Origin of the sequence: Cupriavidus taiwanensis, from assembly GCF_900250075.1 — a bacterium.
Taxonomy (GTDB): Bacteria; Pseudomonadota; Gammaproteobacteria; order Burkholderiales; family Burkholderiaceae; genus Cupriavidus; species Cupriavidus taiwanensis_C.
Window position 1 is genome coordinate 766,913 of the sequence record NZ_LT977070.1, and the last position, 24,057, is coordinate 790,969.

General features: G+C 68.2%; 26 protein-coding genes and 1 other RNA gene. 10 read left to right on the forward strand and 17 right to left on the reverse strand.

What is annotated here, in order from left to right; genetic code table 11:
* The first annotated feature begins 12 nt into the window (after positions 1–12).
* Positions 13–353: RNase P RNA component class A (rnpB, locus tag CBM2588_RS03590), an RNA gene on the forward strand.
* A gap of 55 nt (positions 354–408) precedes the next feature.
* Here the strand turns inward: rnpB and CBM2588_RS03595 are convergent.
* Positions 409–831: an OsmC family protein gene (locus CBM2588_RS03595; protein WP_115679386.1), complete on the reverse strand. Its 423-nt coding sequence runs from the start codon at positions 829–831 to the stop codon at positions 409–411.
* Between the two features lie 716 nt (positions 832–1,547).
* Here CBM2588_RS03595 and rplM point away from each other — a divergent pair.
* The 4 genes from rplM (at position 1,548) to erpA (ending at position 3,586) form a co-directional block, all read left to right on the forward strand.
* Positions 1,548–1,976, forward strand: a complete 429-nt coding sequence (gene rplM / locus CBM2588_RS03600; protein ID WP_010813907.1) for a 50S ribosomal protein L13 — start codon at positions 1,548–1,550, stop codon at positions 1,974–1,976.
* A gap of 12 nt (positions 1,977–1,988) precedes the next feature.
* Positions 1,989–2,381, forward strand: coding sequence for a 30S ribosomal protein S9 (rpsI, locus tag CBM2588_RS03605; protein WP_012351769.1), 393 nt, complete (start codon positions 1,989–1,991; stop codon positions 2,379–2,381).
* Between the two features lie 259 nt (positions 2,382–2,640).
* Positions 2,641–3,117: a bactofilin family protein gene (locus CBM2588_RS03610; RefSeq protein WP_115679387.1), complete on the forward strand. Its 477-nt coding sequence runs from the start codon at positions 2,641–2,643 to the stop codon at positions 3,115–3,117.
* A gap of 100 nt (positions 3,118–3,217) precedes the next feature.
* Complete coding sequence (gene erpA / locus CBM2588_RS03615) at positions 3,218–3,586, forward strand: iron-sulfur cluster insertion protein ErpA (RefSeq protein ID WP_010813904.1); 369 nt, start codon at positions 3,218–3,220, stop codon at positions 3,584–3,586.
* A gap of 60 nt (positions 3,587–3,646) precedes the next feature.
* On the opposite strand, the gene CBM2588_RS03620 is transcribed toward erpA, so the two are convergent.
* Complete coding sequence (locus CBM2588_RS03620) at positions 3,647–4,444, reverse strand: phytanoyl-CoA dioxygenase family protein (protein WP_115679388.1); 798 nt, start codon at positions 4,442–4,444, stop codon at positions 3,647–3,649.
* A gap of 89 nt (positions 4,445–4,533) precedes the next feature.
* Between CBM2588_RS03620 and CBM2588_RS03625 the strand changes: the two genes are divergently transcribed.
* Positions 4,534–5,448 carry a LysR family transcriptional regulator gene (locus CBM2588_RS03625; protein WP_115679389.1) on the forward strand — a complete coding sequence of 305 codons (915 nt, stop codon included), beginning with the start codon at positions 4,534–4,536 and terminating at the stop codon, positions 5,446–5,448.
* Here the strand turns inward: CBM2588_RS03625 and CBM2588_RS03630 are convergent.
* Together CBM2588_RS03630 and CBM2588_RS03635 are read right to left on the reverse strand one after the other, a co-directional pair.
* Positions 5,436–6,524, reverse strand: a complete 1,089-nt coding sequence (locus CBM2588_RS03630; RefSeq protein WP_231942156.1) for an anhydro-N-acetylmuramic acid kinase — start codon at positions 6,522–6,524, stop codon at positions 5,436–5,438. The genes CBM2588_RS03625 and CBM2588_RS03630 overlap by 13 nt on opposite strands.
* Positions 6,525–6,573: 49 nt before the next feature.
* The gene (locus CBM2588_RS03635) at positions 6,574–7,965 is read right to left on the reverse strand and encodes a M23 family metallopeptidase (RefSeq protein ID WP_115679391.1); all 1,392 of its coding nucleotides are present in this window, start codon (positions 7,963–7,965) and stop codon (positions 6,574–6,576) included.
* 262 nt (positions 7,966–8,227) lie between these two features.
* Between CBM2588_RS03635 and tyrS the strand changes: the two genes are divergently transcribed.
* The 4 genes from tyrS (at position 8,228) to CBM2588_RS03655 (ending at position 11,408) form a co-directional block, all read left to right on the forward strand.
* Positions 8,228–9,469: a tyrosine--tRNA ligase gene (gene tyrS / locus CBM2588_RS03640; RefSeq protein ID WP_115679392.1), complete on the forward strand. Its 1,242-nt coding sequence runs from the start codon at positions 8,228–8,230 to the stop codon at positions 9,467–9,469.
* 7 nt (positions 9,470–9,476) lie between these two features.
* Positions 9,477–9,938, forward strand: coding sequence for a D-aminoacyl-tRNA deacylase (gene dtd, locus CBM2588_RS03645; protein WP_115679393.1), 462 nt, complete (start codon positions 9,477–9,479; stop codon positions 9,936–9,938).
* Positions 9,939–9,990: 52 nt separating this feature from the next.
* Positions 9,991–10,650, forward strand: a complete 660-nt coding sequence (locus tag CBM2588_RS03650; protein ID WP_115679394.1) for a YbhB/YbcL family Raf kinase inhibitor-like protein — start codon at positions 9,991–9,993, stop codon at positions 10,648–10,650.
* An 83-nt stretch (positions 10,651–10,733) separates the two neighbouring features.
* Entirely contained in the window at positions 10,734–11,408 is a 675-nt protein-coding gene (locus CBM2588_RS03655; protein ID WP_115679395.1) for a histidine phosphatase family protein, read from the forward strand.
* Between the two features lie 7 nt (positions 11,409–11,415).
* On the opposite strand, the gene CBM2588_RS03660 is transcribed toward CBM2588_RS03655, so the two are convergent.
* From CBM2588_RS03660 to CBM2588_RS03720, 13 genes are all read right to left on the reverse strand, one after another.
* On the reverse strand, positions 11,416–12,141 hold the full coding sequence (locus tag CBM2588_RS03660) for a queuosine precursor transporter (RefSeq protein ID WP_115679396.1): 726 nt from the start codon (positions 12,139–12,141) through the stop codon (positions 11,416–11,418).
* A gap of 188 nt (positions 12,142–12,329) precedes the next feature.
* The gene (locus tag CBM2588_RS03665; protein ID WP_115679397.1) at positions 12,330–12,914 is read right to left on the reverse strand and encodes a BPSL1445 family SYLF domain-containing lipoprotein; all 585 of its coding nucleotides are present in this window, start codon (positions 12,912–12,914) and stop codon (positions 12,330–12,332) included.
* Between the two features lie 44 nt (positions 12,915–12,958).
* Entirely contained in the window at positions 12,959–13,552 is a 594-nt protein-coding gene (locus CBM2588_RS03670) for a hypothetical protein (protein WP_115679398.1), read from the reverse strand.
* Between the two features lie 199 nt (positions 13,553–13,751).
* Positions 13,752–14,816 carry a Holliday junction branch migration DNA helicase RuvB gene (gene ruvB, locus CBM2588_RS03675; RefSeq protein WP_115679399.1) on the reverse strand — a complete coding sequence of 355 codons (1,065 nt, stop codon included), beginning with the start codon at positions 14,814–14,816 and terminating at the stop codon, positions 13,752–13,754.
* 58 nt (positions 14,817–14,874) lie between these two features.
* Positions 14,875–15,456 carry a Holliday junction branch migration protein RuvA gene (gene ruvA / locus CBM2588_RS03680; RefSeq protein ID WP_018008807.1) on the reverse strand — a complete coding sequence of 194 codons (582 nt, stop codon included), beginning with the start codon at positions 15,454–15,456 and terminating at the stop codon, positions 14,875–14,877.
* Between the two features lie 69 nt (positions 15,457–15,525).
* Entirely contained in the window at positions 15,526–16,770 is a 1,245-nt protein-coding gene (locus tag CBM2588_RS03685) for a glycerophosphodiester phosphodiesterase (RefSeq protein ID WP_115679400.1), read from the reverse strand.
* A gap of 86 nt (positions 16,771–16,856) precedes the next feature.
* Positions 16,857–17,402 (reverse strand): crossover junction endodeoxyribonuclease RuvC, encoded by a 546-nt coding sequence (ruvC, locus tag CBM2588_RS03690; protein ID WP_115663009.1) that lies wholly within the window; start codon positions 17,400–17,402, stop codon positions 16,857–16,859.
* Positions 17,403–17,660: 258 nt separating this feature from the next.
* Entirely contained in the window at positions 17,661–19,235 is a 1,575-nt protein-coding gene (gene purH, locus CBM2588_RS03695; RefSeq protein WP_115679402.1) for a bifunctional phosphoribosylaminoimidazolecarboxamide formyltransferase/IMP cyclohydrolase, read from the reverse strand.
* Between the two features lie 22 nt (positions 19,236–19,257).
* Positions 19,258–19,491, reverse strand: coding sequence for a Fis family transcriptional regulator (locus tag CBM2588_RS03700; RefSeq protein WP_010813887.1), 234 nt, complete (start codon positions 19,489–19,491; stop codon positions 19,258–19,260).
* The gene (gene dusB, locus CBM2588_RS03705) at positions 19,488–20,549 is read right to left on the reverse strand and encodes a tRNA dihydrouridine synthase DusB (RefSeq protein WP_115681382.1); all 1,062 of its coding nucleotides are present in this window, start codon (positions 20,547–20,549) and stop codon (positions 19,488–19,490) included. Before dusB ends, CBM2588_RS03700 begins: the two co-directional genes overlap by 4 nt.
* A 322-nt stretch (positions 20,550–20,871) precedes the next feature.
* Positions 20,872–22,110 carry a UbiH/UbiF/VisC/COQ6 family ubiquinone biosynthesis hydroxylase gene (locus CBM2588_RS03710; protein ID WP_115679403.1) on the reverse strand — a complete coding sequence of 413 codons (1,239 nt, stop codon included), beginning with the start codon at positions 22,108–22,110 and terminating at the stop codon, positions 20,872–20,874.
* On the reverse strand, positions 22,091–22,570 hold the full coding sequence (locus CBM2588_RS03715; protein WP_115679404.1) for a hypothetical protein: 480 nt from the start codon (positions 22,568–22,570) through the stop codon (positions 22,091–22,093). The genes CBM2588_RS03710 and CBM2588_RS03715 overlap by 20 nt, the downstream gene beginning before the upstream one ends.
* Positions 22,567–23,979, reverse strand: coding sequence for an aminopeptidase P N-terminal domain-containing protein (locus CBM2588_RS03720; protein WP_115679405.1), 1,413 nt, complete (start codon positions 23,977–23,979; stop codon positions 22,567–22,569). Before CBM2588_RS03720 ends, CBM2588_RS03715 begins: the two co-directional genes overlap by 4 nt.
* Positions 23,980–24,057: the final 78 nt, after the last annotated feature.

Consider the following 24,057-nt stretch of genomic DNA (forward strand, 5'->3'; position numbering starts at 1 on the left):
ACTGCGGCCCGCAAAGCAGGCCAGGCAACCGCTGCCTGCACCGCAAGGTGCAGGGGGAGGAAAGTCCGGACTCCACAGGGCAGGGTGTTGGCTAACAGCCATCCACGGCAACGTGCGGAATAGGGCCACAGAGACGAGTCTTGCCGCCGGGTTCGCCCGGCGGGAAGGGTGAAACGCGGTAACCTCCACCTGGAGCAATCCCAAATAGGCAGGCGATGAAGCGGCCCGCTGAGTCTGCGGGTAGGGAGCTGGAGCCGGCTGGTAACAGCCGGCCTAGAGGAATGGTTGTCACGCGCCGCGCGCCGCAAGGCGGGCGGTGTGCACAGAATCCGGCTTATCGGCCTGCTTTGCTTCAGTCATCGGCACGACCCGGCGCCCGCGCGGCGCACCGGGCCGGCCAAACCTCCATCAGCCTTCGACGATTTCCAGCGTGTGCGTGATCTCGGCCGTCTTGGCCAGCATGATCGACGCCGAGCAGTACTTCTCGTGCGACAGCTTGATGGCGCGCTCGACCGTGGCGGGGTTGAGATTCTTGCCGGTCACCACAAAATGGAAGTTGATGCGGGTGAATACCTTGGGGTCTTCGCCGGCGCGCTCCGCCTGCAGCTGCACGCTGCAGCCGGTAACGTCCTGGCGGCCGCGCTTGAGGATCAGCACCACGTCATAGGCGGTGCAGCCGCCGGTGCCGAGCAGCACCATTTCCATGGGCCGCGGAGCCAGGTTATGGCCGCCACCTTCGGGGGCGCCGTCCATCGCAACGATGTGGCCGCTGCCGGTCTGGGCGACGAAGCTCATACCGTCGGTGCCCATCCATGTTACTTTGCATTCCATTTTGTTCGTTCCTGTGTTTTATCTTGTCGGTTTCCGATCACAAGCGCGTGATCTCGAATCTTGCTTTCCCAGTATATGGCAAGGTCAAGTTCGGGGCATCGATGCCGATAACCTTAGAAAACCTGAGGGTTTCCTCTAGTGTGTCGTTGCGATGACACCTTCCTTTGTTTGTTAAGTTATTGATTTTTAAGGTTTAGATTCCAGATGGGCAGGGCCTGGCAGCTTTTCGTAATACGAAATCACGTTTCGCACTGCAAATTTCCCTTGCATCCGGGCAAACCCTAGGTATAATTCCAATCATTGAACGACGGCGCAGACAGCGCGCCAGAGTGCGAAAGCGAAGCCCCCAGGCCAAGCCCGCCGCACCGCCCGCAGTCCCCTCCGTCGATCTCCAAGTGTCTCCTCCACCCTCCTCCTTTGGTGGATTCAAACCCAAGCTCAAAAGCTTGGGTTTTTTTTCGCCTGAACAAAGGCCGTTTGCACTCCAGGTGCATTGGGCGACCCAGAGCCACGGCGCTTGGCGTCGATCTTGACGAAAACTTCAGTCTTTGCTTGTGCGCTCGCGACGCGCGCCAGTATAATCGAAGGCTTTTCCGTCATGCCCGCGGAAGAACAGCAGCACCCGGTCACCCTCACAGGGGCCACAAGACTTGCAGGGGCGAGCACAAGCCTTCGCGAGTCGGATTACGGGCACGAACCAATAGTCAGGAAAAATCATGAAGACCTTTTCCGCCAAGCCTCATGAGGTAAAGCGCGACTGGTACGTGATTGACGCGACGGACAAAGTCCTCGGCCGTGTTGCCAGCGAAGTGGCACGCCGTCTGCGCGGCAAGCACAAGCCGGAATTCACTCCGCACGTCGACACCGGTGATTACATCATCATCGTCAACGCAGCCAAGCTGCGTGTCACGGGTACCAAGGAAACGGACAAGAAGTACTATCGCCATTCGGGCTACCCGGGCGGTATCTACGAAACGACGTTCGGCAAGATGCAGCAGCGTTTCCCGGGCCGTGCCCTGGAAAAGGCTGTGAAGGGCATGCTGCCGAAGGGTCCGCTGGGCTACGCGATGATCAAGAAGCTGAAGGTTTACGCCGAAGCCGAGCATCCGCACGAAGCGCAGCAGCCCAAGGCGCTGGAAATCTAAGGAGGCCAATCCATGATCGGTAACTGGAATTACGGTACTGGCCGCCGCAAGAGCGCTGTGGCACGTGTCTTCATCAAGTCGGGCAAGGGCGACATCGTCGTCAACGGCAAGCCCATCAAAGAGTATTTCGCTCGCGAAACCTCGCTGATGATCGTGCGCCAGCCGCTGGAACTGACCGCTCACGCTGAAACGTTCGACATCAAGGTCAACGTCACCGGCGGCGGCGAAACCGGCCAGGCCGGCGCAGTGCGCCACGGCATCACCCGCGCCCTGATCGACTACGACGCGACCCTGAAGTCGGCCCTGTCGAAGGCTGGCTATGTCACGCGCGATGCACGTGAAGTCGAGCGTAAGAAGGTCGGTTTCCACAAGGCGCGTCGTCGCAAGCAGTTCTCGAAGCGCTGATGCGTTGTCGCGGGTCCGGCGCTGCCGGATCTTGCGAGACCAGAAAAACCGCACGCTGGCCGTGCGGTTTTTTTTTCGCCCGCGGCCTACGGAACCGGCACGGTGTTGCCGTCATAGTGAGCAGGCCGCCATACTTTTGTGGGGTATGCGGCCGCACGCGGCTACAATCACGCCCTGTCGCCGAGGGCGAGTCCGGCTTCCCGGCGCGATGGCGCCACGGGGAGGCCAGCCTGGCACGAACGAGAGAGGAGCGAGAGTCATGCTGTTTTCCAAGAAGAAGGGCCTTTCGATCGATACGCTGATTGGCGAAGACACCGCCATCGATGGCGACCTGGTGTTTGCCGGCGGCCTGCGCCTGGACGGACGCGTGCGCGGGAACGTGACCGCGGCGCCGGGCAAGCCCAGCATGCTGGTGGTCAGCGAGAAGGGCATGGTCGAGGGCGAGATCAGCGTCGGCCACCTGGTGTTGAACGGCACCGTCAAGGGCCCGGTGCACGCCGGCGACCTGCTGGAGTTGCAGCCGCAGGCGCGGGTGCTGGGCGACGTGCGCTATGCCGCGCTCGAAATGCACCAGGGCGCGCTGGTCGAGGGCCGGCTGATGCCGCTGGTGCAGGCCGAGGTCAAGGCGTTGCCGAACCTGGTCGAGGCGGCGCCGGTGGCCGAAGTGACCGAAACGGCCGCTGCTGACGGCGAAACTCCGGCAGCCGAGGCCAGTCCCACTGAAAAGGCCGCGTAGCGGCGACGTCGATGCCGGGAACCCCTTGAAAACACAAGGTTTCGGCACGATTTCCCAGTAGCGCTTAGAATACAGGCGTATCTAAACAGGAGAACACCCCATGAACGCAGTCGCAGAGGCACCCGTTACCGAGGACGTGCCGGCACCGTTCGTCTTTACCGACAGCGCCGCCGACAAGGTCAAGCAGTTGATCGAGGAAGAGGGCAATGCCGAGCTGAAACTGCGCGTGTTCGTGCAGGGCGGCGGCTGCTCGGGCTTCCAGTACGGCTTCACCTTCGACGAGGAAGTCAACGAAGACGACACCACCATGGTCAAGAACGGCGTCACCCTGCTGATCGACTCGATGAGCTACCAGTACCTGGTCGGCGCCGAGATCGACTACAAGGAAGACATCAACGGCGCGCAGTTCGTGATCAAGAACCCGAATGCTTCGACCACCTGCGGTTGCGGCTCGTCGTTCTCGGTCTGAGCGATCCCGCTTGCACAAAAAAACGCACCTTCGGGTGCGTTTTTTCTTTGCCGTGCCGCCCTACTGCCGGGCGCGCCAGACCACCGGGAACCAGTCTTCGCGCAGGCGCTCGCCGGTCTGCTGGCCGATGCCGGGGAACGGCGGCGAGGTTCGCCCTGGGCGCTGCATGAAGCGCACGTCGTCGCCGAGGAAGCGGGCCGAGAACGCCCGCCGCCGCCCGGTGCCGGTGTTGCCCGCGGCACCGTGCACGGTGCGGAAGTCGAACACCACCGCATCGCCCGGCTCCAGTTCCGGCGCAAGCAGGGTGTGGCTGCCGTCCTCCACGTCCGGCATTTCCATGAAGGCATCGTCGCCGCCGTAGAAATTCTCGTTGCTGGCCCAGCGCTTGGGCCGCACCAGGCGTGGCCAGCGATGCGAGCCGGCCACCACGCGCAGCGTGTTGGCCTGGGTGACCGGGTCCAGCGGAATCCAGTAGCTCGCGGTCTGGGTGCCCTCGACGCAGTAGTAGGGCAGGTCCTGGTGCCATGGCGTGGGCTTGGCGGTGCCCGGCTCCTTGACCAGGATGTGCTCATGGAACACCTGCACCGCCTGCGACTGCATGATCCGCCCGGCGATGCCGGCCGCGGCCGACTCGCGGATAAACGCGGCGAACGGGGCGATGCGCTGCCAGTTGCAATAGTCCTCGAAGAAGCGGCCGCCCTCGCCGGCGCGCACGTTCTCGATGGCAAAGGGGCCGGGCTCGGCCAGGTTCTGCGCAAAGCCTTCGCGCAGGCGCTCCACCCAGTCGGTAAAGGCGCCGCGCAAGACCAGCACGCCGTCGCGCTGGTAGGTGTCGATCTGTTCGGGGGTGATGTCCATGGCGATAGGTGTGGGGGCGATGGACCCAGTATCACCAAGCGCGAGGGATAGGAAAAGCATATATTTCCTATGTTGCGATATAGGAAATCATGATCCCCTTCTCCTTCCGCCAGCTCGAGTACTTCGTCGCCGCCGCGGAGCACGGCAGCATCAGCGCCGCCGCGCGGGCGCGCCATGTGTCGCAGCCGTCGGTATCGACCGCGATCGCACAGCTGGAGGACACGCTGGGCGAGCCACTGTTCAGGCGGCAGGTCAGCCGCGGGCTGTCGCTGACCCCGGCCGGGCAGCGCCTGCTGGGCAAGGCGCGCGACGTGCTTGCGCTGGCCGCGGGGCTTGCCGCCGACGATGGCGCCGGCCGCGGCCTGAGCGGCCAGTTGTCGCTGACCTGCTTCCAGGACCTGGGCCCGTACTTCGTGCCGCGCCTGCTGGCGGGGCTGCGCGAGCGCCATCCCGGCATCTCGGTGACGCTGTTCGAGGCGGACCTCGCCACCGTCCACCGCACCTTGCAGGCCGGCAAGGCGGAGCTGGCGGTGACCTATGAACTGGGACTCGACGCCCGCACCGAGCGCCGCACGCTGGCGGAGCTGGCGCCCTACGCGCTGCTTCCGGCCGCGCATCCGCTGGCAGGCGGTGCCGATGTCAGCCTCGCCGACCTGGCCGCCGAGCGGTTGATCCTCGAGGACATCCCGCAGACCCGCGAATACTTCCTGTCATTGTTCTGGGCCCAAGGGCTGCGCCCGGCGCTGCACCAGTACACGCAGACCTTCGAGATGCAGCGCGGACTGGTGGCGCATGGCTATGGGGTGGCGCTGTCGTGCACCCGGCCCGCGGGCGATCACAGCTATGACGGCATGCCGATCGCCTGCCGGCCGCTGCGCGAGCCGGTGACGCCGCAGCGCGTGGTGCTGGCGCACTCGCCGGCCATGCGGGCGTCGCCGCTGGCGCAGGCGTTCATGGATTGGGTCGATGCAGGGGAGGGCGGCGCCGGGGTTCAGCGCGGGTAGATCGCGCCCAGCACGCGCGGCCCGGCGGCGCCGGTCACGGTGGGGACGTTGCCCGGCAGGCGCAACAGGCACTGGCGCGCCAGCCAGGCAAAGGCGATGGCTTCGACCTGCGACACCGGCACGCCGTAGTCGTCGGAGGTCTCGATCGCCACGCCCGGCAGGGCCTGCGCCAGCCGCGACATCACGAAGGCATTGCGGGCGCCGCCGCCGCAGACGATCAGCCGCCGTGCCGCGGGCGCGCTGGCGCGAACGTCGCGCGCGATGGCCTCGGCGGTCAGCGCCGCCAGGGTGGCCTGCACGTCGGCCGGCGCGAGCTGCGGGAATGCCGCCAGCCGCGTTTCAAGCCAGCCGGGATGGAACAGGTCGCGCCCGGTGCTCTTGGGCGGCGCCGCGCTGAAATAGGGCTCGGCCAGGCACTGCGCCAGCAGCGCGGCGTCGACCCGCCCGCTGGCGGCCCAGTCGCCGTTGTGGTCGAAGGCCAGGCCGCGGTGGCGGCCGATCCAGTAGTCGAGCAGCGCATTGCCCGGCCCGCAGTCGAAGCCGCTGATGGGGCCGCCTGCCGCCGTGAGGATGCTGATGTTGGAGATGCCGCCGATATTGCAGGCCACGCGGGTCTCGGCCTCGCTGCCGAACAGCGCGTGATGCAGCGCCGGCACCAGCGGCGCGCCCTGTCCGCCGGCGGCGAGGTCGCGGCTGCGGAAGTCCGCCACCACGTCGATGCCGGCCAGCTCCGCCAGCCGCGCCGGATGCTGGCTCTGGCGGGTATAGCCGATGCCGTCGTAGAGGCCGGGCCGGTGGCGGATGGTCTGCCCGTGTGCGCCGATGGCCGCGACCGAGGCGGCGTCGACGCGTGCCTCGCGCAGCAGCGCGCCGACGCAGTCCGCGTAGACCTGCGCCAGCGCGTTGGCGGCCAGGGCCTCGCGGTGGATCTCGTCCTCGCCCGGCTGCTGCAGGGCGCCGAACGCGGCGCGCAGCGTGTCGGGGAAGGGCTGGCTGGCGGCCGCCAGCACCGCCGGCCGCGCGCCGCTGAAATCGACCAGTACCGCATCGGCACCGTCCATGCTGGTGCCGGACATGATGCCGATATAGCGTTCGCTGCCGGGCGCGGGGATCACGATGGACGCGTCAGTTGGCGGCGGTCAGCACGTTATAGGTGCGCAGCGCGTTGATGCGGCTGAGCAGCCCGCTGGTGTAGGTCAGGAATTCCTGGCGCGACTTGCCGGTCAGCGGCGGCGATTCCATCAGCGTGACGGTCAGCGGGTTCTGCGGCACGTCGTTGAAGCGGAACTCGTAGTGCAGGTGCGGGCCGGTGGCCCAGCCGGTCGCGCCGACATAGCCGATCAGCTGGCCCTGGCGCACCACCTGCCCCTGGCGCATGCCGGCAAAGCCGGACAGGTGCGCGTAATAGGTGGAATAGCCGTTGGGGTGCGACAGGATGACGATGTTGCCGTAGCCGTTCTGCTGGCCGACGAACTCGACCACGCCGTCGCCGGTGGCCAGCACCTTGGTGCCGGTCGGGGCGGCGAAGTCCACGCCCTTGTGCTGGGCCCAGTCATGATGCAGCGGATGCTCGCGGCCGCCGAAGCCCGACGACACGCGCGAGAACTCCACCGGCGAACGCAGGAACGGCCGCTTCATGCTGCGCCCGTCGAAGGTGTAGTAGGCGCCGCCGTCCTTGCTGCCTTCGGGCGCGAACCACAGCGCCTGGTGCAGCTGGTTGCGGTTGATCAGCTCGAGCGCGACCACGCGGCCGTTGCGCACGAAGGTGCCGTCGCGGAAGCCCGCTTCATAGATGATGCGGAAGCGGTCGCCGGCGGCGATATCGTGGTGGAAGTCGATCACGCCGGAGAAGATCGACAGCATCTGCTGCACCACTTCGTCGGGCACGTTGGCCGCGTCCATGGCCTTGAAGAAGCCGCCGGAGGAAATCGCGCCCGAGGCCATCTCGTAGTGCACGTCGTTGTCGACGCGCTGCACCTTGGCCTTGTAGGCGGCGGCGCTGTCGCCGCTGGCGGCGCGCACGCGCTCGATCACCAGCTCGCGCGAGGCCGCGGCGTCGCCGCCGAGGTTGGCCTGCAGCGACACCAGCGTGTTGCTCTCGTCGATTTCCGCCTGCACCGCCTGGCCCGGGTTCAGGTTGAACAGGCCGCGCGCGGTGGGATTCTTGACGATGAACGCCTGCGCGTCGGCATCGTCCACGCCCAGGCGCTTGAGCAGGCTGGCAATGGTGTCGCCGCGCTGCATGCGCTCTTCGCGCACGTACACGGCCTGGCTGTCGGTGAGTTGTTCGAGCTGTTCGCGCACGTCGGGCATGCGCAGGGCCTGCTGGGTGCGAGGCGCGCGCGGATCGTCGTAGGCGCTGCGCGGCGCGACACCCATGGCCGCGGCCATGCCGAGCGTGAAGATCGCGCCGACCGAGGCCGTCAGTTGTTTGCGCCGCCGCGCATGCTGGGGGTTGGTCGGATCGACCAGCACCACCAGCTCACGCGCGAAAACTTCGCGGAGTCTGGACCACATCACGTAAAATTCAACCTTGGTCTGAGCCCGCTGCCGGGGACGATGTGTCTCGTCTGCCTTCCTCCCCCGAGGTGCGGCGCGTGCTGTCAGTATTCAGTAATTTTGGCCGCCTGCCTTGCTGTGCAAAAGTGCCGCGCAAAGTGACGGGTGGCGCACCGGAAAGGCTTCCGCTGGCGCCTGGAAACGCGGATTATACCAAAATCCGGCCCTGGCGGCTGTCGGCAGATTTCCTAAAATTTCAAGTATTTCAAAGACTTACGTGATGACTGAAGTTGCCTCGGCCGCACCGGCCAAATACCCCCTGACGCCCTCGGTGATGCAGGCCCTGGAGATCTCCAGGCGCGGCTGCGACGAGCTGCTGATCGAAGCGGAGTGGGCGCAGAAGCTGGCGCGCAGCGAGGCCACCGGCGTGCCGCTGCGCATCAAGCTGGGCCTGGACCCGACCGCGCCCGACATCCATATCGGCCACACCGTGGTGCTGAACAAGCTGCGCCAGCTGCAGGACCTCGGCCACCAGGTGATCTTCCTGATTGGCGACTTCACCTCGACCATCGGCGACCCGTCGGGCCGCAACAGCACGCGCCCGCCGCTCACGCGCGAGCAGATCGAGGCCAATGCCCAGACCTACTACCGCCAGGCCAGCCTGGTGCTCGACCCGGCCCGTACCGAGATCCGCTACAACAGCGAATGGTGCGATCCGCTCGGCGCGCGCGGCATGATCCAGCTGGCGGCCAAGTACACCGTGGCGCGCATGATGGAGCGTGACGACTTCACCAAGCGCTTCCGCTCCGGGATCCCGATTTCCGTGCACGAGTTCCTCTACCCGCTGATGCAGGGCTACGACTCGGTGGCGCTGAAGTCCGACCTGGAACTGGGCGGCACCGACCAGAAGTTCAACCTGCTGGTGGGGCGCGAGCTGCAGAAGGAATACGGCCAGGAGCCGCAATGCATCCTGACCATGCCGCTGCTGGTGGGCCTGGACGGGGTCGAGAAGATGTCCAAGTCCAAGGGCAACTACGTGGGCGTGACCGAGGCGCCCAACGAGATGTTCGGCAAGCTGATGAGCATCTCGGACGACCTGATGTGGCAGTACTTCGCGCTGCTGTCGTTCCGCCCGATGAGCGAGATCGACTTGATGAAGCAGGAGATCGCCGCGGGACGCAATCCGCGCGACTGCAAGGTGCTGCTGGCGCAGGAGATCGTGGCGCGCTTCCACAGCCAGGCCGATGCCGAGAAGGCGCTGGAAGACTTCAATCATCGCGCGCGGGGCGGCGTGCCGGACGATATCCCCGCGGTCAGCCTGGAAGGTGCGCCGCTGGGCATCGCGCAGCTGCTCAAGCAGGCCAACCTGGTGCCGTCGACCTCGGAGGCCAACCGCAATATCGAGCAGGGCGGCGTCAAGATCGACGGCGCCACGGTGAGCGACAAGGCTACCAAGGTGGCCGCGGGCACCTACGTCGTGCAGGTCGGCAAGCGCCGCTTCGCGCGCGTGACGCTGGCCTGAGGCGGCGATGATCGCGCTGATCCAGCGGGTGGCCCAGGCCCGCGTCACGGTTGCAGGCCGCACCACCGGCGAGATCGGCGCCGGCCTGCTGGCACTGGTCTGCGCCGAGCGTGGCGACACCGAGGCGCAGGCCGAGCGGCTGCTTGCCAAGATGTTGTCGTACCGGGTGTTTTCCGATGCGGACGGCAAGATGAACCTGCCGGTGCAGAACATGGACGGCAACGGCAATCCGGGCGGGCTGCTGGTGGTGTCGCAGTTCACGCTGGCGGCCGATACCAACAGCGGCACGCGGCCCAGCTTTACCCCCGCGGCCTCGCCCGAGGAGGGCCGGCGCCTGTACGAGCATTTCGTCGCGCGGGCGCGCGCTGCCCATCCGCAGGTGCAGACCGGCGAGTTCGGCGCGATGATGCAGGTCAGCCTGGTCAATGACGGTCCGGTCACGTTCTGGCTGCGCGTGGCGCCGGCCTGAACCGATTCGAAGCTGCCGCGTCCCCGGCGCGGCATCAAGACAGGAGAGACAAATGAAACTCTGGAGCAAGTCCTTCAACGACAACGCGCCGATCCCCGGCGAGTTCGCCTTCTGCGTGCCCGACGCCGCCGCCCACGTGGCCCTGTCGAACAACCGCAATCCCGACCTGCACTGGGAAGACGCGCCGGCCGAGACGCGCTCGTTCGTGCTGATCTGCCACGACCGCGACGTCCCCAGCAAGGGCGACGACGTCAACCAGGAAGGCCGTGAAGTGCCGGCCGCGCTGCCGCGCGTGGACTTCTTCCACTGGGTGCTGGTCGACATCCCCCCGGGGCTGACCTCGATCGCCGCGGGCTCGCACAGCGACGGCGTGATCGCGCGCGGCAAGCCGGGCCCGGAAGCCACCGGCGGCACCGCCGCCGCCGGCGGCCTGCGCCACGGCATCAACGACTACACCGGCTGGTTTGCCGGCGATGCCGACATGAAGGGCGACTACTACGGCTATGACGGCCCGTGCCCGCCGTGGAACGACGCGCTGCTGCACCACTACGTGTTCACGCTGTATGCGCTGGACCTCGACCGGCTGCCGCTGGAGGGCACCTTTACCGGCACCCAGGTGCGCGAAGCGATCCAGGGCCACGTGCTGGCGCAGGCCAGCCTTACCGGCACCTATACGCTGAACCCGAAGCTGGCCAAGTCATCGGCGGCCTGAAGCCGGACCGGTGCCGCGTCCCGCGCGGTGCCGGGCCCGCACGGCCCCAAGCAAGCACCCGCAGCAACCCCGAAGGAAACGGCATGTCGCAAAGCCCCGGGCCGCATTCGCTGGCCTTTACCCACCTGATCGTGATCCGCCATGGCGAAACGGCCTGGAACCGGGAGCGCCGGCTGCAGGGCCAGCTCGATATTCCGCTGAACGAGACCGGCCATGCCCAGGCCCGCGCGCTGGCCAATGCGCTGGCGGGCGAGCCGATCGATGCGGTGTATTCCAGCGACCTGTCGCGCGCGCTGGAAACCGCCGCGCCGCTGGCCGAGGCGCTGGGGCTGCAGGTGCGCGCCGATGCGCGCCTGCGCGAGCGCAGCTACGGCTCGCTGCAGGGCAAGACCTACGCCGAGGTGGCCGAGCACCTGCCGGAAGACTTTGCGCGCTGGCAGGCGCGCGTGCCCGATTACGCGCCGCCCGAGGGCGAGTCGCTGCTGGGTTTCCACGAACGCACCGTGGACGCGGTGCTGGCGCTGTCGCGCCGGCATCCGGGCGAGCGCATCGCGCTGGTCGCCCACGGCGGCGTGCTCGACTGCCTCTACCGCGAGGCCACCGGCATGACGCTGGAAGCGCCACGCCAGCACGAGCTGCTCAATGCCAGCGTCAACCGCCTGCGCAGCGACAGCACCCACCTGACGCTGGCCCAATGGGGCGACGTCAGCCACCTGGAAAACCTGGCGCTGGACGAGGTGGACCGGCGCGTGCCGTAGCGCGGCGCTAGACCCGGACGCGGAACGGCGTGAAGTTGGTATGCCGGTCGAAGTAGTCTTCGTTCTCGGCGCGCTTGAGGAAGCCCACCACCTTGTACGTGACCGGCGTCATCACCACTTCCCAGCCGGTCTTCAGCACGTACTGCGCCACCGCCACCTGGATCACCTGCTCCAGCGGCCAGATGCCGTAGAAGGCGATCACGTAGAACAGTGACGAGTCCACCAGCTCGCCCGCCAGCGTCGAGCCGATGGTGCGCGTCCACAGCCAGCGGCCAGCGGTCCACAGCTTCATCTTGGCCAGCACATAGCTGTTGGTAAAGCTGCCGCAGCAGAATGCGATCAGGGAACCGAGCGCGATGCGCCAGGTATTGCCGAACACGTCCTGCAGGCTCTGCTGGTAGTCCGCCATGAACGGCGCGACCGGCATGTTCAGCACCACCACGCTCATGAAGGTGGCGAAGGCCAGCGCGGCAAAACCCGCCCAGACCACGCGCCGGTCGCGGCCGTAGCCGTAGACCTCGGTCAGCACGTCGCCGAAGATGTATGAGATCGGGAAAAACAACACCCCCGCACCGAAAGTCACCGTGCCGATCAGTGGCAGCGTGACTTGCGCCGCCTTGGCCGCGCCGATCAGGTTCGAGCACAGCAGCACGGTGACGAAGGCCACCATGACGAAGTCGTAGTAGCGGTAGACGCGGCCGGCCTGGGGCGGGCTGGCGGTGGTGGCAGTCATTGGGGGCTCCCGGTCGCGTGCGCGCTGGCGCAGTGAGTTGGGCGCGATTATGCCAGCACGCGGCGCGTTCGCGCATGCAGCAAGGTCCGGCATGGCGCAGCCACGGGTGCCCAAAAAGCAAATTCCCGGCCTGGGCCGGGAACCGTGTCAGAGAGGGCGGCCGCTGCCGGAGCGGCATCGCCGTTAGGTCAGATATCCAGCTTGCTGATCTTGGACCCGTTCACCGAGACGTCGAACATCAGGCCGGCATTGGTCTGCACGAAGGCGATCACCGGCTGCTGGCTGGTGAGCGTGTCGAGCCTGCCGTCAGCGCCGATCTTGGCCACCGCCACGTTGGCGTCCGCGCCGGCGGTCCAGCCCTTGCTGGCCACGAACTTGTTGTAGGCCTCCGGCGTCATGAACATGATGATGACGGCCTTGGACTGCCCGCCGGCGGTCAGCCCGACCGAGGCCTGCGTCGTGCTGTAGTAGCCGACCGTCGCGCCCTTCGATCGCAACGCGCCTTCGCCGTATTCGGCGCCTACGATAAAGCCGCCTGCCAGTACGCGCGGGAACACCAGGATGCCCTGCGCGCGCTGGGCCAGCTCGCGGGAGCCGTTGGCCGAGGAGTACAGCCGGTTCAGCGCGCCATCGACTCCCGCATCGATCTCTTGCTTCTTGGCGACCGGGTCTTTGGACGCGCCGGTGCCGGTGGTGGTACAGCCCGCGGCCATCGCGGTCGCAACGAGCAGGCCCGATCCGGCAACCCGGGTAACAAAGTGGCGACGATTCATAGGTAACCTCCTGATGGGAAAAGTACCGCGCCTGATTCAGTGGCTCAGTTTGCTGCGGCTGCCGCTGGCGCCCTGACCGTAATGGCCACGACTTCACGGTAGACGATCTTGGCCATCTGGCCTTGCTTGATGCCATTCAGATCGATGGCGGGGTCCTGGACCTTGACCGTGCGCAGCGTCTCGCGCGGGCCGCGGAAGGTGAGCAGGCGCTTGGCCGGGTCGACCTTGGTGATCTGGGCGGTCACCGTGGTGGTGATCTCGCGCATGATGCCGGGCTTGCCGCCCTCGGCCGCGCGCGTGGTGCGGTCGACCGATTCGGCCAGTGCCGTCGCCTTGCTGTCGACCGGCTCCAGCGCCGCGACCAGCGCGGCGCCGCGCGCCACGGTCAGGATGTCGCCCTTGCGGATCTGGCCGAAATTGCGGACCTCGTCGCCGCCCACCAGCTCGACCACGTTGCCGCGCGGGCCCTGCACCAGCACCGCCTTGGTTTCTGGATCGATATCGACGATCTTGCCGCTGATGACCGCTTCTTCGGCCACGCCGACCGGCGCCGGCGGGCGCTGGGCGTTGGCACTGCCGGCGCTGAACGCGGCCACGGCGAGAAGTGCGGCTAGCAGGCTGGAACACTGGCGGATCATGGCTTTCCTTGACAGGTTTGCAAAGGCGCCGTGCCCCGGCGGACACAGCCGTCATGGCACCGGGCAGGGTGCCGATGAAGCCATTGTGGACAATCGGCCACCGGCCAGCAATCCACTTCGAAAAAATTTGGGGTGCGAATTTAAAACATTTAATTGAGCGCGACGTGTGCGCCATGGCACACGTCGCGTGGGCACCGGTTCAGGCGTCGCCGAACAGTTCGCCGCCTTCGCCGGCCATGCCTTGCGGGCTGGCCAGGCCGAAATGCCGGTAGGCGGCCGCGGTGGCGACGCGCCCGCGCGGGGTGCGCTGCAGGTAGCCCTGCTGGATCAGGTAGGGTTCGAGCACGTCCTCGATGGTGTCGCGCTCTTCGCCGATCGCGGCGGCGAGGTTGTCCACGCCGACCGGGCCGCCGCCGAACTTGTGCAGCACCGCCTCGAGCAGCTTGCGGTCCATCAGGTCGAAGCCGACGCGGTCGACGTCGAGCATGGCCAGTGCGGCATCCGCCATCTCGCGCGTGATGGTGCCGTCGCCCTTGACCTCGGCATAGTCGCGCACGCGGCGCAGCAGCCGGTTGGCGATGCGGGGCGTGCCGCGCGCGCGCCGGGCGATCTCCAGCGCGCCTTGCGGATCGATGCGGGCATGCAGCAGCTGGGCCGAGCGGCTGACGATGCGGGCCAGCTCCTCGGCGGTGTAGAACTCCAGCCGCGCGACGATGCCGAAGCGGTCGCGCAGCGGGTTGGTCAGCATGCCGGCGCGCGTGGTCGCGCCCACCAGCGTGAACGGCTGCAGGTCCAGCTTGACCGAGCGCGCCGCCGGGCCCTCGCCGATCATGATGTCGATCTGGTAGTCCTCGAGCGCCGGGTACAGGATTTCCTCGACCACCGGCGAGAGCCGGTGGATCTCGTCGATGAAGAGGACGTCGTTGGCTTCGAGGTTGGTCAGCAGCGCGGCGAGGTCGCCGGGTCGCTCCAGCACCGGACCGGAGGTCTGGCGCAGGTTGACCCCCATCTCGCGCGCGATGATGTGGGCCAGCGTGGTCTTGCCCAGCCCGGGCGGGCCGAACAGCAGCACGTGGTCGAGCGCCTCGCGGCGCTTGCGCGCCGCATGCATGAAGATGTCCAGCTGGCCGCGCACCTTTTCCTGGCCGACATACTCGTCCAGCAGCTTGGGCCGCAGCGCGCGCTCGAACGCCTCCTCCTGCGACGAGGCGGGGGTGGCGGCGATCACGCGGGAGGGAGCGGCAAGCTTGTCTGTTTCGATCATGGTGGTCAGGGGCCCGGACTGCGGCAACAAAGCGCCATTCTACGCGCCAATCCGAAGCTCAACCCTTAGACAGCGCCTTCAGCGCCAGCTTGATGCCCTCGGACACCCCGGTGCCGGCCGGAACCTGCTTGATCGCGGCAGCGGCTTCTTTTTCCGAGTAGCCCAGCGCCAGCAGCGCATTGAGCACGTCGACGGCACTGTCGGGCACCGCTGGCGCGCCGGGCGCGTGGCCCAGTTCCGCGCCCAGCTTGCCCTTGAGCTCCAGCAGCAGGCGCTCGGCGGTCTTCTTGCCGATGCCGGGGATGCGCGTCAGGCGCCCGGCTTCCTGCAGCGTGATCGCCTGCGCCAGCTCGGGCACGGACATGCCCGACAGCACCGCCAGCGCCATGCGCGCGCCGATGCCGGTGATCTTGATCAGCTCGCGAAAGGTGTTGCGCTCGGCCGCGCTGCCGAAGCCGTACAGCAGGTGCGCATCCTCGCGCACGATCAGCTGCGTCAGCAGGGTCACCGGCTGGCCCACCGCCGGCAGGTTGTAGAAGGTGCTCATCGGCACGTCGACCTCGTAGCCGACGCCGTGGCAGTCGACCAGCAGGTGCGGGGGATTCTTCTCGATAAGGGTGCCGGCGATGCGTCCGATCATGGTGCGGGAAAAAACAGGAGGTCAGGAAAGAGGCGGCCGCCAGTGTAGCGCGGCGGCCGCCCGGCCGGCTCAGCGTGCCGGTGTATCGACGGCGCGCCGGCCCAGCGCCGGGTCGTCGGTGAAGAAGCCATCGATGCCGGCCGCGACGAAGGCCTGCACCTCGCGCTCCATGCCGGCCGGGCTGCGCGTGGCCTCGTCGCCGCCGCTCTGCAGCGCCTTGGGCAGGAAGCTGTTTTCCGGGCGGAAGGTGTACGGATGCACGAACAGGCCGGCGGCATGGGCCTGCTGCACCACCGCGGTCGGCGCGCCCAGCGCACCCTGCGCATCGCGGGGCACCACGCTGCTTTTCTCGGGGCCGATGCCGTCGGCGTAGGCCGCGACTTCGCGCAGGCCGGTCGTACTCAGCATGTCGCCATAGGTGCGGCCGTCGCCGGCCAGCTTCCAGTCGGCCGGGCCCTTGCGCGGGTTGCCGATCAGCTGGACCAGCCTGACGTTGGGCAAGCCGTTGCCCAGCGTGCGCCGCAGCGTGCGCAGGCTGCCGCTCTCGAAACACTGGATGAACACCGGCGCATTGCGCAGGTACGGCTGCGCCCGCACCGCCGCGACGAGCTTGTCCTCGAGCGGCAGGCCGATGCCGCGGAAGTAGCTGGGGTGCTTCAGCTCGGCATAGATGCCGACGGGTTTGCCGGTGCGCAGCGCGGCCTGCTCGGCCAGGCGCACGATCTCGTCGAAGGTCGGTACCTCGAACTGGTCGTTCAGCCGTGCATTGGCCGGGCGCAGGCGCGGAATGCGCTCGCGCGCGCGCAGCGTCTTCAGCTCGGCCAGCGTGAAGTCCTCGGTGAACCAGCCGGTCAGGCGCTCGCCGTCGATCACCTTGGTGCGCTTGCGCTCGGCGAACTGCGGCAGTTCGGCGACGTTGGTGGTGCCGGTGATGTCGTTCTCGTGGCGCGCCACCAGCACGCCGTCGCGGGTCATGACAAGGTCCGGCTCGATCGCGTCGGCGCCGTCCTCGATCGCCTTGGCGTAGGCGGCCAGCGTATGTTCCGGGCGCAGCGCGCTGGCACCGCGGTGCGCGATCACCAGCGGCTTGGACGGCGGCGCCGCCACCGCGGCAGGAGCACTCGCGGCGGGCGCCGGCGCCGGCGCAGCCGGCGCTGCGGCGCGCTTGGGGCGCGGCGCGGTGGCGCAGCCTGCGGCCAGCACCGCGCACGTCGCGGCGGCAACGGTCGGCAACAGCCAGCGGCGGCAGGCGGCAACAACACGGGCAAGGCTGGCGCGCGGGCGCGGCGCGCGCAGTCGGGACTGGCTAGGCATGCAGCGTTCCTGAGGTGGGACCGAGCCCCGATTGTAAAAGACGCGCAAGCGTGAGGCGGCAGCGGCAAGCGCTGCGGCCGGCGTGTTCAGCCGACCAGGCGGCCGCGCCGCACGCGCATGCCCTTGCGCACCAGCTCGGGCGCCAGGCCGGCGAGCGTGCCCAGGGTATCGCCGCCATTGGCATGGCAGATCGCCACGCCCAGCGCATCGGCGGCGTCGCTGCCCGGCTGGCCGGGCAGCATCAGCAGCCGCGTCACCATTTCCTGCACCTGCGCCTTGTTGGCGCGGCCATAGCCGACCACCGCCACCTTGAGCTGCAGCGCGGTGTATTCGAACACCGGCAGGCCATAGCCGACCAGCCCGCAGATCGCTGCGCCGCGGGCCTGGCCGAGCAGCAGCGTGGACTGCGGGTTGACGTTGACGAAGACCTTCTCGATCGCCGCGCAGTCGGGCGCATAGGTGCGCGACACCTCGCTGATGCCGTCGTACAGCGTTTTCAGCCGTTCCGGCAGGGTCGAGTTGCCGTCGCTCTTGATCGTGCCCGAGGCCACGTAGGCAAGCTTGTTGCCGTGCTTCTCGATCACGCCGAAGCCGGTGGTGCGCAGGCCGGGGTCGATGCCTAGGATTCGCATTGGGTGGGTAGGGTGGATGCCGGTGCTAGTGTATTGCTTTTTGCGCGGGTGTTCGCGCTGTGGCCTGGGGAAAGGCCAGCGATGGCATGCAAGACCGCTTGTGTGCTCCCTCTCCCGCTTGCGGGAGAGGGTTGGGGAGAGGGCCGGAGCTTCAGCGAAGTGACGCGCGTCAGTATTGCCAGCGCCTGCCCTCTCCCCCGGCCCCTCTCCCGCAAGCGGGAGAGGGGAGCAAACAAGCGCGAGAGAGATTCATCTTGCTTAGTGGCGGAAGTGGCGCGTGCCGGTCAGCACCATGGCAATGCCGCGCTCGTCGGCGGCGGCGATCACTTCGTCGTCGCGCACCGAGCCGCCCGGCTGGATCACGCAGGTCGCGCCCGCGTCGACCACCACGTCGAGGCCGTCGCGGAACGGGAAGAACGCGTCCGATGCCACCGCCGAGCCGGCCAGGGTCAGGCCGGCGTTCTGCGCCTTGATACTGGCGATGCGGGCCGAATCGACGCGGCTCATCTGGCCGGCGCCCACGCCCAGCGTCATGCCGCCGCCGCAGAACACGATGGCGTTGGACTTGACGAACTTGGCCACGCGCCAGGCGAACATCAGGTCGTCCATTTCCTTCGGCGTCGGGTGGCGGCGCGTCACCACGCGCAGTTCGGACGGCTGCACGTTCTTGGCGTCCGGGCTCTGCACCAGCAGGCCGCCGCCGACGCGCTTGAAGTCGAACTGGTTGATGCCCTTGCCCAGCGGGATCTCGAGCAGGCGCACGTTCTGCTTGGCCGCGAACACCGCGCGCGCGGCGGCGCTGAACGACGGCGCGATCAGCACCTCGACGAACTGCCTGGCCACCGCCTGCGCGGCGGCTTCGTCCAGTTCCACGTTGAAGGCGATGATGCCGCCGAAGGCCGAGGTCGAGTCGGTCTTGAAGGCCTTGTCATACGCTTCCAGCGCGCTGGCGCCCAGCGCCACGCCGCACGGGTTGGCGTGCTTGATGATGACGCAGGCGGCGCCCGCGGCAGCGTCGAACGACTTTACGCACTCCCACGCGGCATCGGCGTCGGCGATGTTGTTGTACGACAGTTCCTTGCCCTGCAGCTGCACATAGTTGGCGAGCGCGCCGTCGACCGCCTTCAGGTCGCGGTAGAACGCCGCCGACTGGTGCGGGTTCTCGCCGTAGCGCATTTCCTGCACCTTGTCGAAGGCCAGGTTCAGGGTTTGCGGGTAGGCGCTGCGGCCCTGGTGCGACTTGTCGGCGCCGAGGCTGGTCAGGTAGTTGGTGATGGCGCCGTCGTATTGCGCGGTGTGCGCGAACACCTTGGTGGCCAGGCGGAAGTTGGTGTCGTAGCCGACGCTGTTGCCGTTGGCGCGCATTTCACCGAGCACCACGGCGTAGTCGGCCGGGTCGACGATCACGGTCACGTCGCGGTGGTTCTTGGCCGCCGAGCGCAGCATGGTCGGGCCGCCGATGTCGATGTTCTCTATCGCGTCCGGCAGCGTGCAGTCATCCTTGGCCACGGTCTGCTGGAACGGGTACAGGTTCACCACGAGCAGGTCGATGGTGGGGATGTTGTGCTCGGCCAGCGCGGCCATGTGCTCGGGCAGGTCACGGCGCGCCAGGATGCCGCCGTGGACCTTCGGGTGCAGCGTCTTGACGCGGCCGTCGAGCATTTCCGGGAAGCCGGTGTAGTCGGCCACCTCCGTCACGGGCAGGCCGCTGTCGGCCAGCAGCTTGGCGGTGCCGCCGGTGGAAAGCAGCGTGACGCCGAGCGCGTTCAGTTCGCGCGCGAATTCGACGATGCCGGTCTTGTCGGAAACGGAGAGTAGGGCTTGCTTGATCATGGCAGTGGGAAACGCTTCAAATTCAAAGTAAACCGTGCTGCTGCAGCTTCTTGCGCAGCGTATTGCGATTGATGCCCAGGTAGGCGGCCGCCAGCGACTGGTTGCGCTCGGCGCGCACCATCACGGCTTCCAGCAGCGGCCGTTCGACCGCCTCGAGCACCATGTTGTACATGTTCGACGGCTCTTCGCCGTCCAGGTCGCGAAAGTACGTATCCAGGCTTTCCCGGATGCACTGGTCGATAGCGTTGCGGCTCATGCGGCAAGCAACTCCCCGTTTTTGTTGTTGTTCGCTTCGTCTTTGTCTTGCGCCGCGTCGTCGACGTACACCAGCCGGTCCGAGAACTGCGCCTGCTCGTCGAAGAACGCATTGACCGCCGCCAGCTGCTCGGTGGTGGATTCCAGCGTGTTCATGCGATGGCGGAACAGGTTGGCGCCGCGCAGCCCGCGCGTGTACCAGGCAATGTGCTTGCGCGCGGTGCGCACGCCGGTGAACTCGCCGTAGAAGGCGTAGTGGTCTTCCAGGTGGGCGTTCATGATGGCGCGGATCTCGGCCACTTCCGGCGACGGCAGCATCTCGCCGGTCTTCAGGAAGTGCTCGATCTCGCGGAACAGCCAGGGCCGGCCCTGCGCCGCGCGGCCGATCATGAGCGCGTCGGCGCCGGTCAGCGCCAGCACCTGCCTGGCCTTCTGCGGCGTGGTGATGTCGCCGTTGGCGACCACCGGGATCGACAGCTCCGCCTTGACCGCGGCAATGGTCTCGTACTCGGCGTCGCCGTGGTACAGGTCGGCGCGGGTGCGGCCGTGGATGGTCAGCATGCTGATGCCGGCGTCCTCGACCATGCGCGCGATGCGCAGCGCATTGCGGTTCTCGCGGTTCCAGCCGGTTCGGATCTTCAGCGTCACCGGCACGCGCTCGCCGACCGCGGCGACCACCGCCTCGACGATGCGCACCACCAGCGGCTCGTTCTGCAGCAGGGCCGAGCCGGCGGCGACGTTGCACACCTTCTTGGCCGGGCAGCCCATGTTGATGTCGATGATCTGCGCGCCGCGGTCGACGTTGTAGCGCGCCGCCTCGGCCATCATCGACGGCTCGGCGCCGGCGATCTGCACGGCGATCGGCTCGACCTCGCCGGCGTGGTTGGCGCGGCGCATGGTCTTCTCGCTCTTCCACAGCTGCGCGTTGGAGGCGACCATTTCCGACACCGCGTAGCCCGCGCCCAGCTGCTTGCACAGCTGGCGGAAGGGCCGGTCCGTCACGCCCGCCATCGGGGCGACAAACAGGTTGTTGCGGAGTTGGTGAGGTCCGATCTGCACGGCGGTGGTGGCGGTTATGGCGGTGAAGCGGCGATTCTGGTGGCCCGTCCCGGTGGCCCCGGCGTCGCCGCACGACATGCGCCGCGACGGATCGGGACAGTCTGTGCGGGGCGGGAAGGAAACAGAGACGAAACGGAAAAACATGCCCCTGCCGAAACTGCTGCCGGCGGTGGATCGGGACATGTGCGAGGGCAGGATTCTACCGCCAATCGGTCGCGGTTGCCCAAGATTTGAGCATCCGCGGCGCAGCGCGGCGGGGGCCGTGGCGCCATGCCACATCGCCAGTGGCGCAAGCGCCACTGGCAGCGTCCGGCCAACCCTTTTAACGGCGCATGCCGAACATCATGTGGCGCGCCAGCGCGTGCCGCAGCGGCGGCAGGCATGCCAGCGCCGCCAGCGACGCGCCGCGGGCATGGGCCGCGAGCGGGTAGGCCACGCCGAACACGCGCGGCAGCAGGTCGGTCACGCCGATGGTGACGGCGCGGTCAAGGCGGTGGCGGGCGGCAAACGCCTGCAGCGCTTGCGGGCTGCAGGCGCCGCGCAGCGAGTCGGCCAGCGCAAACGCATCGCGCAGGCCCAGGTTCAGCCCCTGTCCGGCCACCGGATGGAGCGTCTGCGCGGCATTGCCGACCGCGACCACGCGCCCGTTGACCGTGACCGGCGCGGCGTTCAGCCCCAGCGGGAAGGCATGGCGCTTGCCCGCGAGCGTGAACTGGCCCATGCGGTCGCCGAAGGCCTGGCCCAGCTCCGCGGCAAACTGCGCCTCCGGCAGCGCGATGCGGCGCGCGGCCTGTTCCGGCGGGCAGCACCACACCAGCGCGTAGCCGGGGGTGCCGTGTTCCTCGTGCGGCAGCAGCGCCAGCGGGCCTTCCTCGGTGAAGCGCTCCCAGGCCCAGCCAGGCTGCGGGCGCGAGCAGGCCACATGGGCGATCACCGCGGTCTGGCGGTAGTCGCGCGTGCGTGCGCCGCGGCCCTGGTGCGCGGCCTGTTCATGGAACAGCCCGCCCTCGGCCTGGACCGCCAAGCGCGCGGCAAACCGTGCCGCCTGGCCGTCGTGGCCCGTTCCTTCCAGATGCACGATGCCGGCGTCCGCCACGTCGGCGGCGCGCGGCACCGGATCCTGCTCGATCCGCTCGATGCGGGTTTCGAAGACCCGCCGCAGCTGGCCTTCGCCGGCCGCCTGCGATGCCTGCGCCAGCGCCCGCTCCAGCACGTTGCACAGCTCGCCGTAGCGCACCACGTAGCCGAGCGCGGGCACGCCATAGTCGTCATGGTGCAGGCGGACATGACCGAAGCGGCCGCGCTGCGACACATGGATATGCTCGATCGGGCTGCCCGGCACCGGCCATGCGCCGATCTGCTCGAGCAGCTGGCGGCTGCCGTGCGACAGCGCGATCGCGCGCGGGTCGCGCGCCGCGCGCGCCGGCGTGGCGGCGTCGGCCAGCACGAGGCGCCAGCCGGTAGTGCGCAACAGCTGGCAGGCCAGCGCCAGCCCGACCGGGCCGCCGCCGACGATGGCGATATCGGCCGGGCCGTCGAAATCAGGCTGCGGGGCCGCCATGGTCGCTGTCTCCTGCCTGGTCTGCGCCGGTTCCGGGCTGGGCTTCGGCGCCGCGCTTCCAGCAGATTGCGTCCGAGCGCGACTTGCCGGCCGCGGCGTCGCGCAGCGCGTTGTCGAGCTTTTGCTGGTTGAAGCCCGGCAGCGCGCGCAGCTGCTCCAGCAGCGCGGCATGGTTGGCGGCATCGAACGGCACCACGCAGCCCTGGCCCGAGTCCGGCGCGCCGATCAGGATCAGCCAGGCCCGGCCGGCCCACGGCGCGCGCTCGGACACCCGCACCACCACGCGTTCGAGCACGTTCCAGGCGAGCTCCTCGCGCTGGCCGTCGGGGCGGTGCACCACCACGCGGTCGTCGTACAGGTTGACGATGAACGGTTCGGATGGATCGGGTCGCCGGGCACTGCCGGCCTGGTCGCGGGCGCCGCCCTGGCCCGGCAGGATCCTGCGCAGCCAGCTGATCATCGCTGGCCCCCGGCGCTGGCGCGGTCGCGCATCAGCGCTTCGATCTCGTCGGCCAGCACCGGCACGCCGCGCGTGATCAGCTCGCAGTCGCCCTCGGTGACCACGGCGTCATCCTCGATGCGGATGCCGATATGCCAGTAGCGCTCGGGCACGTCCTCGGCCGGGCGCACGTAGATGCCAGGCTCGATGGTCAGCACCATGCCGGGCTGCAGCGGCCGCCACGGCCGCTCGCCCTCGCCGCTGTGGCCGGTCACGCGGTACTCGCCCACGTCATGGACATCCATGCCGAGCCAGTGGCCGGTGCGGTGCATGTAGAAGCGGCGGTAGCTGCCGCTGGCCAGCACGTCGTCGAGCGTGCCTTCCTTGTTGCGGTCGAGCAGGCCGGTGTCGAGCATGCCCTGGGCCAGCACGCGCACGGCGGCGTCATGCGGCACGTTGTAGGGCACGCCGGCGCGGGTCTCGTCGATGGCGGCCTGCTGCGCGGCCACCACCAAGTCATACAGCTCGCGCTGCGCCGGCGAGAAGCGCCCCGAGACCGGGAAGGTGCGGGTGATGTCCGAGGCGTAGCCGTCGAGCTCGCAGCCGGCGTCGATCAGGCACAGGTCGCCGTCCTTCAGTTCGGCCGGGCCGGCGCGGTAGTGCAGCACGCAGGCGTTGGGGCCGGCGGCGACGATCGAGTTGTAGGCCACGCTCTGCGCGCCATGGCGGCGGAATTCATAGAGCAGCTCGGCCTCGAGGTGGTATTCGCGCAGGCCGGCGCGGGTGGCCTGCATCGCGCGCACATGGGCGCCGGCGGAAATCGCCGCGGCGCGGCGCATGATGGCGAGTTCGCCGGCATCCTTGAACAGCCGCATTTCGTCGAGCAGGGTGCGGATGTCGAGCGCCACCGACGGCGCGGCCACGCCGGCGCGGCCTTGCATGCGCACCGCGTCGAGCCAGCGGCGCATCTGCATGTCGGTGCGGATCGAATCGGCCAGCGGGTAGGCCACCTGCGCGCGGTTGGCCAGCAGCGACGGCAGCGTGGCGTCGATCTCTTCGACCGAATGCGCTTCGTCGAAGCCGAACGCGGCGCGCGCGCCTTCCGGGCCGAAGCGGAAGCCGTCCCAGATCTCGCGCTCTTCATGCTTGGGGCGGCAGAACAGGATGCTGCGATCGGCCTCGGCCGGCTCGCCGGGCGCGCCGGCCACCAGCACCAGCACCGCTTCGGGCTCGGTGAAGCCGCTCAGGTAATAGAAATAGCTGTCGTGCCGGTACGGATAGTCGCTGTCGCGGTTGCGCATGGCTTCCGGCGCCGTGGGCAGGATCGCCACGCCGCCGCCGCCGGCGCGCAGGTGCTGCAGCACTCGGGCGCGGCGTTCGCGGCAGGCGGCGAGGAGGGCGGCGAGGTGGGCGTGATCGGGTGCGGACATTGGTCTGGCCTGATAAGGAGGATCAGGCCGATTCTACCGCCGCTGGCGGCGCCGCTGCGCCAGTGGCGCCAAAGTCGC

Bases quoted from the DNA above. Each gene is read 5' to 3' on its own strand.
- CBM2588_RS03595 (WP_115679386.1), bottom strand. From the start codon at position 831: ATGGAATGCAAAGTAACATGGATGGGCACCGACGGTATGAGCTTCGTC.
- rplM (WP_010813907.1), top strand. From the start codon at position 1,548: ATGAAGACCTTTTCCGCCAAGCCTCATGAGGTAAAGCGCGACTGGTAC.
- rpsI (WP_012351769.1), top strand. From the start codon at position 1,989: ATGATCGGTAACTGGAATTACGGTACTGGCCGCCGCAAGAGCGCTGTG.
- CBM2588_RS03610 (WP_115679387.1), top strand. From the start codon at position 2,641: ATGCTGTTTTCCAAGAAGAAGGGCCTTTCGATCGATACGCTGATTGGC.
- erpA (WP_010813904.1), top strand. From the start codon at position 3,218: ATGAACGCAGTCGCAGAGGCACCCGTTACCGAGGACGTGCCGGCACCG.
- CBM2588_RS03620 (WP_115679388.1), bottom strand. From the start codon at position 4,444: ATGGACATCACCCCCGAACAGATCGACACCTACCAGCGCGACGGCGTG.
- CBM2588_RS03625 (WP_115679389.1), top strand. From the start codon at position 4,534: ATGATCCCCTTCTCCTTCCGCCAGCTCGAGTACTTCGTCGCCGCCGCG.
- CBM2588_RS03630 (WP_231942156.1), bottom strand. From the start codon at position 6,524: ATGTCCGGCACCAGCATGGACGGTGCCGATGCGGTACTGGTCGATTTC.
- CBM2588_RS03635 (WP_115679391.1), bottom strand. From the start codon at position 7,965: ATGTGGTCCAGACTCCGCGAAGTTTTCGCGCGTGAGCTGGTGGTGCTG.
- tyrS (WP_115679392.1), top strand. From the start codon at position 8,228: ATGACTGAAGTTGCCTCGGCCGCACCGGCCAAATACCCCCTGACGCCC.
- dtd (WP_115679393.1), top strand. From the start codon at position 9,477: ATGATCGCGCTGATCCAGCGGGTGGCCCAGGCCCGCGTCACGGTTGCA.
- CBM2588_RS03650 (WP_115679394.1), top strand. From the start codon at position 9,991: ATGAAACTCTGGAGCAAGTCCTTCAACGACAACGCGCCGATCCCCGGC.
- CBM2588_RS03655 (WP_115679395.1), top strand. From the start codon at position 10,734: ATGTCGCAAAGCCCCGGGCCGCATTCGCTGGCCTTTACCCACCTGATC.
- CBM2588_RS03660 (WP_115679396.1), bottom strand. From the start codon at position 12,141: ATGACTGCCACCACCGCCAGCCCGCCCCAGGCCGGCCGCGTCTACCGC.
- CBM2588_RS03665 (WP_115679397.1), bottom strand. From the start codon at position 12,914: ATGAATCGTCGCCACTTTGTTACCCGGGTTGCCGGATCGGGCCTGCTC.
- CBM2588_RS03670 (WP_115679398.1), bottom strand. From the start codon at position 13,552: ATGATCCGCCAGTGTTCCAGCCTGCTAGCCGCACTTCTCGCCGTGGCC.
- ruvB (WP_115679399.1), bottom strand. From the start codon at position 14,816: ATGATCGAAACAGACAAGCTTGCCGCTCCCTCCCGCGTGATCGCCGCC.
- ruvA (WP_018008807.1), bottom strand. From the start codon at position 15,456: ATGATCGGACGCATCGCCGGCACCCTTATCGAGAAGAATCCCCCGCAC.
- CBM2588_RS03685 (WP_115679400.1), bottom strand. From the start codon at position 16,770: ATGCCTAGCCAGTCCCGACTGCGCGCGCCGCGCCCGCGCGCCAGCCTT.
- ruvC (WP_115663009.1), bottom strand. From the start codon at position 17,402: ATGCGAATCCTAGGCATCGACCCCGGCCTGCGCACCACCGGCTTCGGC.
- purH (WP_115679402.1), bottom strand. From the start codon at position 19,235: ATGATCAAGCAAGCCCTACTCTCCGTTTCCGACAAGACCGGCATCGTC.
- CBM2588_RS03700 (WP_010813887.1), bottom strand. From the start codon at position 19,491: ATGAGCCGCAACGCTATCGACCAGTGCATCCGGGAAAGCCTGGATACG.
- CBM2588_RS03710 (WP_115679403.1), bottom strand. From the start codon at position 22,110: ATGGCGGCCCCGCAGCCTGATTTCGACGGCCCGGCCGATATCGCCATC.
- CBM2588_RS03715 (WP_115679404.1), bottom strand. From the start codon at position 22,570: ATGATCAGCTGGCTGCGCAGGATCCTGCCGGGCCAGGGCGGCGCCCGC.
- CBM2588_RS03720 (WP_115679405.1), bottom strand. From the start codon at position 23,979: ATGTCCGCACCCGATCACGCCCACCTCGCCGCCCTCCTCGCCGCCTGC.